Origin of the sequence: Pseudoroseomonas cervicalis ATCC 49957 (genome assembly GCF_000164635.1) — a bacterium.
In the GTDB taxonomy this organism is placed as follows: domain Bacteria; phylum Pseudomonadota; class Alphaproteobacteria; order Acetobacterales; family Acetobacteraceae; genus Pseudoroseomonas; species Pseudoroseomonas cervicalis.
Genome location: NZ_GG770777.1, coordinates 1,535,744 through 1,543,506 on the forward strand (window position 1 = coordinate 1,535,744; position 7,763 = coordinate 1,543,506).

At 72.4% G+C, this 7,763-nt stretch carries 8 protein-coding genes; 3 read left to right on the forward strand and 5 right to left on the reverse strand.

Translation table 11 applies throughout. The features are described 5' to 3' along the window. Positions 1 to 147: 147 nt before the first annotated feature. From HMPREF0731_RS06605 to HMPREF0731_RS06615, 3 genes are read right to left on the reverse strand one after another with little or no spacing between them, the layout of a single operon-like run. Positions 148 to 654 (reverse strand): GAF domain-containing protein, encoded by a 507-nt coding sequence (locus HMPREF0731_RS06605; protein WP_007003279.1) that lies wholly within the window; start codon positions 652 to 654, stop codon positions 148 to 150. Then, the gene (locus HMPREF0731_RS06610) at positions 654 to 2,249 is read right to left on the reverse strand and encodes an ABC transporter substrate-binding protein (protein WP_007003280.1); all 1,596 of its coding nucleotides are present in this window, start codon (positions 2,247 to 2,249) and stop codon (positions 654 to 656) included. The genes HMPREF0731_RS06605 and HMPREF0731_RS06610 overlap by 1 nt, the downstream gene beginning before the upstream one ends. Before the next feature lie 21 nt (positions 2,250 to 2,270). Then, entirely contained in the window at positions 2,271 to 4,091 is a 1,821-nt protein-coding gene (locus HMPREF0731_RS06615; protein ID WP_007003281.1) for a CocE/NonD family hydrolase, read from the reverse strand. 132 nt (positions 4,092 to 4,223) lie between these two features. Here HMPREF0731_RS06615 and HMPREF0731_RS06620 point away from each other — a divergent pair, with 132 nt between their 5' ends. Next, the gene (locus HMPREF0731_RS06620) at positions 4,224 to 5,159 is read left to right on the forward strand and encodes a LysR family transcriptional regulator (RefSeq protein ID WP_007003282.1); all 936 of its coding nucleotides are present in this window, start codon (positions 4,224 to 4,226) and stop codon (positions 5,157 to 5,159) included. 6 nt (positions 5,160 to 5,165) lie between these two features. Here the strand turns inward: HMPREF0731_RS06620 and HMPREF0731_RS26080 are convergent, their stop codons facing one another. Next, the gene (locus HMPREF0731_RS26080) at positions 5,166 to 5,426 is read right to left on the reverse strand and encodes a LysR substrate-binding domain-containing protein (protein ID WP_245538255.1); all 261 of its coding nucleotides are present in this window, start codon (positions 5,424 to 5,426) and stop codon (positions 5,166 to 5,168) included. Between HMPREF0731_RS26080 and HMPREF0731_RS26085 the strand changes: the two genes are divergently transcribed. Beyond that, positions 5,404 to 5,628, forward strand: a complete 225-nt coding sequence (locus tag HMPREF0731_RS26085) for a hypothetical protein (protein ID WP_245538256.1) — start codon at positions 5,404 to 5,406, stop codon at positions 5,626 to 5,628. The two genes, HMPREF0731_RS26080 and HMPREF0731_RS26085, sit on opposite strands and share 23 nt — an antisense overlap. A gap of 179 nt (positions 5,629 to 5,807) precedes the next feature. Here the strand turns inward: HMPREF0731_RS26085 and HMPREF0731_RS06630 are convergent, their stop codons facing one another. Continuing rightward, positions 5,808 to 6,398: a TetR/AcrR family transcriptional regulator gene (locus HMPREF0731_RS06630; RefSeq protein ID WP_007003284.1), complete on the reverse strand. Its 591-nt coding sequence runs from the start codon at positions 6,396 to 6,398 to the stop codon at positions 5,808 to 5,810. 75 nt (positions 6,399 to 6,473) lie between these two features. On the opposite strand from HMPREF0731_RS06630, the gene bdcA reads away from it, so the two are divergent. After that, the gene (bdcA, locus tag HMPREF0731_RS06635; protein WP_007003285.1) at positions 6,474 to 7,187 is read left to right on the forward strand and encodes an SDR family oxidoreductase; all 714 of its coding nucleotides are present in this window, start codon (positions 6,474 to 6,476) and stop codon (positions 7,185 to 7,187) included. Positions 7,188 to 7,763 lie beyond the last annotated feature (576 nt).

A 7,763-nucleotide genomic window follows, 5' to 3' on the forward strand; every position in this document is an offset into this window, starting at 1 on the left:
GGCCAGGGCGCCTGGGCGCGCGCCGGGCCGGCGGGCAGGGCCAGCAGGGCGGCGCCCTGCAGCAGGCGGCGGCGGGGAAGTCCAGCGAACATGCTCATGCTCTCCAAGACGGGCGCGCGGCGCCTGGGTGGTGGTGATAGGGCGGTGTCAGCCGGCCTCGGCCAAGGCGAGGAAGGCGGGCACCAGATATTGCGCGAAGCAGCGCACCAGCGGCAGGTCCTCCTCGCCGTACCAGCCCTCCTGATGCATCAGGTTCACCTGGCCCAGCGTGCGGCCCTGCCAGCGCACCGGCGTGTTCATGGCGCTGCCGCAGCCCAGCGCGCTGGCGCCGGCATGGTCGGGATAGCTGGCGCGCAGCTCGGCCTCGGTGCGGATCAGGATGGGGCGGCCATGCTGCATCAGCTCGCGCATGCGCGGCGCGTCGGAGGCGCGCTTGCGTCCGCCCACGGCGTAGTGCTGCGGCACGTTGGAATGGACGCGCTCGGCCTCGCCACCCGGATAATGGATCTGGATGGTGCAGAGGCGATGGCCGACCACCGCCGCCAGCGCCGCGTCCAGCGCGGCGAAACTGGAATGCGGCTGGCCCTCCTCCGCCTGGGCGAGCGCCAGGCGGGCCAGATGCGGCAGCGGATCGGGGCGGGGCGCCATGCTCATCAGCCTGCCGCCTTCGCGTCCATGGCCAGCGTCCGCTCATCCGAGCGCGGCGAGAGGGTGACGCCCTTCCGCACCGCCCAGATGTTCTGCAGCATCAGCAGCGGGATCAGCGGCACATCCGCCATCGCCTTCTCCGTCGCCTCGATCAGCAGTTTTTCCCGGGTCGCGTCATCGACGGTGGAGGTGGCGCGCAGGATCAGCGCGTCCAGCTCGGGATTGCTGTAGCGGCCGTAATTGTACAGGCCCAGGCTGCGCTCCCGGTTGTGGGTGGCCATGCACTGGCTGAGCATGTAGCCGCCCTCGAAGGTGGCGCTGCCCCAGCCCCACAGCCCCATGGAGAATTCCTGGCGGCCGCCGCGCGCGGCATAGCTGCTCCAGGGCATCGCCTCGACCGTCGTCTGCACGCCGATGCGCGTCCACATCTGCGCGATGGCCTGGGCCAGCCGCGCATCATTGGGGTAGCGGTCGTTCGGCGTGTGCAGGGTGAGGTTGAAGCCTTCCGGGAAGCCGGCCTCGGCCAGCAGGCGGCGGGCGCGCTCCGGATCGGGCTTCGGCGGCGTCACGCCCGGCGCGTAGGAATAGGCGCCGGGCGGCATCCACTGGCCGGTGGCCTCGCCGGTGCCGAGCATCACCCGCTCGCCCAGCGCGTCGCGCTGGATGGCGATGGACAGCGCCTGCCGCACCCGCAGATCGCGGAACGGATTTTTGGGCAGCGGCTTGCCGCTGCGATCGGTGACGAAGGGGCTTTCGCCCTCGCGCGACAGATCGGGCGTCAGATAGAGCAGGCGGATGCCGGGGATGGCGGCGACGGTAACGCGCGAATCCTCGCGCAGCCGCGGCAGGTCGGTGACGGAGGGCGTGTCGATCAGGTCCACATCGCCCGAGAGCAGCGCGGCGCTGCGCCCGGCCGGGTTGGTGATCAGCCGCAGCGAGACATTCTCCCAGCCCTGCCTCTCGCCCCACCAGAGTTCGTTGCGCGCCAGCTCGACGCGGCTGCCCGGCGTGTAGGAGGCGAATTTGTACGGGCCGGTGCCGATGGCGGCCTTGCCGGAATTGTAGTCGGCGGTGGTCGCACCCTCCCCCACGCGGCGGGAGACGATGCCGACATAGGTGAGGTTCGGCCCCAGATCAGGCGCCGGCACCGGCGTGTGCAGGCGGATGGTCAGCGGGTCCACCACCTCGACGCGCTGCACCGCCCGGAGAAAGCCGCCGAAGCCGCCCGGGCTGTTCGGCACGTCGCGGGCGCGCTCGAAGGTGAAGACCACGTCGTCGGCGGTGAAGTCACCGCCATCATGGAACTTCACGCCGGGGCGCAGCTTGAACTCCCACAGCGTGTCGGAGAGCGGCGTCCACTCCGTTGCCAGGCCGGGGATCAGCCTGCCATCGGGGGCGCGGTTGATCAGCCGCTCGAAGATGTGCATGGCGACGGTGTGGTTCGGCACCGCGTGGTAGAAATGCGGGTCCACCGTGGTGAAGGCGCCGCCCAGGCCGATGCGCAGCGTCGCGCTTTGAGCAAGCGCCGGGCGCGGCGCCAGCGCGCCCCAGCCGGTGGTGGCGAGCAGGCCGGTGGCGGCCAGGAAATGGCGGCGTTGCATGGACGTTTCCTTGTTCTGAAATCAGCGCGCCGGCCGCAGCGGCAGCTCCAGGGCCGAGCCCCGGTCACCGCCGCGCAGCAGGCGCAGTTCCGGCGGGCGGCCATGCGGCACCTGCACGCAATGGTCGGCATCCATGCCGGCGATGGACAGGCGAATGCGCGAACCGGCGCGGAACACCCAGGAGATTGGCAGCAGGGGGATGCGGATGCGCTCCACCTGGCCCGGCACCAGCGGCGCCGCATCCTCCCGCCGGAAGGAGCGGAAGGGCCAGGTCGTGCGGTACTGCGCCGGGGCCGGGCTCTCCTTGCGGTGCAGCGCGCGCAGCAGGCCTTCGGTGACGTAGCGCACCGTGCCATCCGCCTCGACTTCCGAAAGATAGACAAACAGCGCGGCATCCGGCGTGTCGGCGCTGAGCCAGAGATCGGCCAAGCCATGCCCGGTCAACTCCATGTCCCGCGCCAGCGGGGCCGAGGACCAGCCGGGCAGCTGCGCCTCCCGCTGCGGCCAATCGGCGTAGTAGGTGGTGCTGTTGATGCCGGCGATGCGCTCATAGCGCGTGCCGCTGCCGCTGCCCCAGGCGAAGTCGGCGCGGATTTTTTCCTGTTCCGCCGCGCCCGGCGCCTCGTCCAGCGTGCCCTCGCCCAGATGCAGGCGCTGCACGCTCTCGACCGGCGGCCAGGAGGCGGCGCCGCGCCATTCCTCCGCATGCAGGCTGAAGTAGTGCACCGGCTGCTCGGCCTCGAGCCCGGTGTCGCGCCCCAGCAGGTAATGGTCGAAGAAGCGCAGCAGCGCGCCGAGCAGCGCGAATTCGGACGCCTGCTCCCGCCGCCAGGGCGAGACATTGCAGCGCGCGCCATGGTCCCAGGGGCCGAGCAGCAGATGCACCTTGTTCCCGCGCAGCGTCAGATAGCGGGCAATGGCGCCATTGGCGTAGCCCGCGCCATCCATCCAGCCGGAGACCGCCAGCACCGCGACATCGGGGCGGATGCCCTCGCTCACCGAATAGGGGCTGAAGGAGGCGGAGCTGAAAGAAGGATCGTAGGGCAGCGGCTCCTCGCGGAAGCGGAACTCGCCCATGAAATCCGGCTGGCGGAAATTGCCCAGATGCTCGCGCAGCGCCGCGGCCAGAAGGCTGCCATCCGCATCCTCATCCACCGGATGCGGGCCGCGCAGATCGGGGTTGGCGTAGTAGACATAGTTGCGCAGCAGGTCGCGCCGGTCATGGTCCATGGCGACCATGAGGTCGTCATAGCTCTTGGCAAGCTGCTTCAGCAGGATGCCGCCGGGATAGTAATTGTCGGCATAGGTGTCCCAGACGGCGAAGAGCGGCGCGATGGCCTTCACCGCCGGATGGCCGGTGCTGGCCAGGAAGTCCGAGGCCGCGCCCGGATAGGAGATGCCGGTGGCGCCGATCCGCCCGTCCGACCAGGGCTGCGCCACGATCCAGTCGGCGATCTCGCGGCTGTCCTCGCGCTCCTTGGGCGAGCGGAAGCTGTCGCGCGTGCCGAAGGAGGCGCCGGTGCCGCGCACATCCACCACTACCACCGCATAGCCGCGCGGCACCAGATGGCGCACGAACTTGCCGGCATTGGGGATGGCGTCCGCCTCGCTGCCCTCGGCCACCGCGAAGCGGCGGTAATAGGGCGTCAGGATCAGGATGGCGGGCACCGGGCCCGTGGCGCCCTCGGGGCGCCAGACATCGATGGCGATGCGGCAGCCATCGCGCATCGCCAGGTAGCGGGATTCGGGCGCCGCCGGCATCGCATGGGCGGCCTCGCGCGCGGCGGCATAGGCCGAAGGGGTGACGTGCCAGGCGGCACTGCCGTGATCGCTGTCGGACATGCTCGCACCCTCGCTGCCCGGCCGCCCTGGCCGGTGTCATGGTTGCGTCAGCGATGCCCAAGCGCGCCCGATGCGTCAAATGCATTATACCGAGCAAATCATGCGGTTTCCGCACAGGGGCAGGAGGGGCTTGTGCACAATCTGCGGTCACTGGAGGCGCTGCGCGCCTTCGTCGAGGGCGGCTCGGTCTCCCAGGCGGCGGCGCGGCTGGGGCGGACGCAGCCGCAGGTGGGCCGGCTGCTGGCGGCGCTGGAGCAGGAGCTGGGCTTCGCCCTGTTCAGCCGCGAGAACCGCCGCCTGGCGCTGACCGCCGAGGGGTTGCGCTTCTGGCAGCAGGCCGAGCGGGTGCTGGCCGGGCATGACGGGCTGGCGCGGCTGGCCAGCGGCATCCGCCAGGGCAAGAAGGACAACCATCTCCGCCTGCTGACCGCGCCGCAGGTGGCGAGCTTCGTGCTGGGCCAGGCGCTGCGCGCCATGGCCGCCCGCGTGCCGGACTTCACCGCCACGGTCGACACCCGCATCCGCCTGGACGCCGAGACGGTGCTGGAGCAGGAGCATTTCGACATGGGCGTCACCGTGCTGCCGCTGGCGCATGCCGGGCTGAAGGTGGAGCCGCTCTGCGCGGTGGAGGCCGTCGCGGTAATGCGGCGCGACCATCCGCTGGCGGCGCGGCCGGTGGTGAATGTGGCCGACCTCGCCGGGCACGACATGGTGGTGACGCATCCGCGCTCCCTGCTGCGCCAGGGGCTGGAGCGGCATTGCCGCGAGGCGGGGGTGACGCCGCGCGCGCGGTTCGAGGCGTCGAACGGCGTGGTGGTCTGCCAGATGGCGGCGCTCGGCCTCGGCGTGGCGCTGGCCGATCCCTTCGTCGCCCGCTCCTCGCCCGCGCCACAGATGGTGCTGCGCGCCTTCGCCCCCGCCATCCCGCTGCCCTACGGGCTGTTCTTCCCGGCCTGGCAGCCGCGCTCCGCTTTGGTCGAGGAATTCGCCGCCCTGGTCGCCCACAGCGCGCGGCAGGAGGCGGAGACGCTGCTGCGCGGCCTGCGCCGCCGCCAGGCTGGGGCCTGAGCGCGCTCAGCCGCGATACGGGCGGAAGATCTGCACCAGCCAGTCGACGAAGACCCGCACCCGCGGCGAGAGCGGCCGGCTCTGCGGATAGAGGGCGGAGACCGGGATGGCGGAGGGCGGGTAGTCGGGCAGCACCTCGGCCAGCGTGCCGGCGGCGAAATCCGCCGCCATGCCGTAGCGCGGCGCCTGCACCAGCCCATAGCCCAGCCGCGCCAGGGCGAGCGCGGTGTCGGAGCCGGTGACGGTGACGCGGCTGGGCCGGCACAACGCCTTCAAGCTGGCGCTGGGCGCGGAGACCGTGGCCGACGCGCTGATGATCGCCGCCGAGGCCGCCCGGCTGGTCCGGCCGCGCTGCGCGGCCGAGCCCTTCGCCGTCCTGCCCGACTCGCCGGGCGCCGAGGCGACGCCGCCCATGTGGTGGAGGCCGAATACCGCCAGCCGGCGCAGTTCCAGAACCCGATGGAACTGACCGCCACCGTCGCCGAGTGGCGCGACGGCGTGCTGACGCTGCATGAGGGCACGCAGAATGCCGGGGCGGTGAAGTTCGGTGTCGCCGCCATCGGCAATGCGGTGTTCCACGCCGCCGGGCGCAGGGTGCGCGACTTGCCGATCCGGGTGGAGCAGCTGCTCCAGGCCGGCCGGCGCCGCTCAGCCGGGCAGCGCCGCGGCGATGGCCTGGGCGGCCAGCCGGGCGCTGGACAGCAGCCGCTCCGGCCCATGCCCTTCCCGCGCCAGGGCGGAGAGCCCGGTCATCACCGTGGCGACGTAATCCGTCAGCGCCTCGGCCTGCTCCGGATGGTCGGCGGCGATGAAGCCGCGGATCCGCTCCAGCGAGGCGGTGGTCAGGCTGCGCGCGGCCCGCTGCGCCTCCGCATCGTTGCAGCGCATGCCCTCGAGCACCAGGCAGCCGGCGGCGGCGCTGCCGCCGGCATAGCGGCGCGCCGCCTCCTCCAGCAGGCTGGCCAGGGCCTCCGGCACCGGGCGGCCGGGGCGCAGGATCTCGGAGAGCGGCAGCCCGTCGATGGCGCCATAGCGGCACAGGGTGCGGGCATAGAGCGCCGCCTTGCTGCCGAAGGCGGCGTAGAAGCTGGGCGGGTTGATGCCCAGCGCGGCGGTCAGGTCGGCGACGCTCACCGCGTCATAGCCGCGCTCGTGGAACAGCCGCTGGGCGATGGGCAGGGCCGCCTCGGGGTCGAAGCGGCGGGGGCGGCCACGCGGCCGCGGAGATTCTGTAGTCATCGATACAAAATGCCTTGACGGGGCCTCCGATGGATTTATGTAGCATTCACTACATTCAATCTCAAGGAGGGCCGCATGGCCGGTTTCCAGGACAAATCCGTGCTCGTGCTCGGCGGCAGCCGCGGCATCGGGGCGGCGATCGTGCGGCGCTTCGCCGCCGAGGGCGCCAGGGTCGCCTTCACCTATTCCGGCTCGCAGGCGGCGGCGGAGACGCTGGCCGCCGAGACCGGCGCCAGCGCCGCGCGCACCGACAGCGCCGACCGCGACGCGGTGATCGCGCGGGTGCGCGACAGCGGCCCGCTCGACGTGCTGGTGGTCAATGCCGGCGTCGCGATCTTCGGCGACCCGCTGGAGCAGGACCCGGACGAGGTGGACCGGCTGGTGCGCATCAATGTCACCGCGCCCTACCATGCCTCGGTGGAGGCGGCGCGGCGCATGAAGGAAGGCGGGCGCATCATCGTCATCGGCTCGGTCAATGGCGACCGCGTGCCCTTCCCCGGCCTGTCGGCCTACGCCATGAGCAAATCGGCGCTGCAGAGCATGGCGCGCGGCCTGGCGCATGATTTCGGGCCGCGCGGCATCACCGTGAACGTGGTCCAGCCGGGCCCGATCGACACCGACATGAACCCGGCGGACGGGCCGCTGAAGGACCTCGTGCATCCCCTGATGGCGCTGAAGCGGCACGGCAAGCCGGAGGACGTGGCCGGCATGGTCGCCTGGCTGGCCGGGCCGGAGGCCGGCTTCGTCACCGGCGCCATGCACACCATCGATGGCGGCTTCGGCGCCTGAGCGCGGGGGGGCGGCCGGGGGCGTGGCGGGTGGCCGTCACGGCGCTGAGCCGCTCGCCGCAGGTCGCGACCGAGGCCAGGCTGCCGGGGGCGAGGCGCTCGAAGGCCACCGCCGCCTCCGGCAAGGCGCGGCGCCGCGCGCCGGGTTGCGACCCGCGATGATGACACGGCCGCCGGCGGCGAGCGCCAGCGCCGTCTCGAAGCCGCGGCTGCCATGCCGAGCAGCCCGGGGAGTTGCTGGCGGTGCTCCGCGCCACGCTGCGGCGCGCGGCCCGGACAGCGGGGCCTTCGACCGCGCCGTCGATGTCCAGGTCAGCCGGCCGCGCCGCAAGCTGCGCTCGGCCGGGGACGAGCGGATCCGCACCATCCGCAACGGGGGCAACATCTGCGCCCCCGCCACCCGGCGCCTGTAGAGGCGGCGGCGATGACGCACCCGGCCCTGCCGCTCGTCCTCCGCGCCGCCTTCATCCTGATCGGCTGCGTCCTGCTGGCGCGGGGGCTGGGCCTGGCGCTGGTGCGCCGGTCGCCATCGCGCATGGCGGCGCGGCGGTGCGGGAGAAGCGCGCCACGCGCCGCC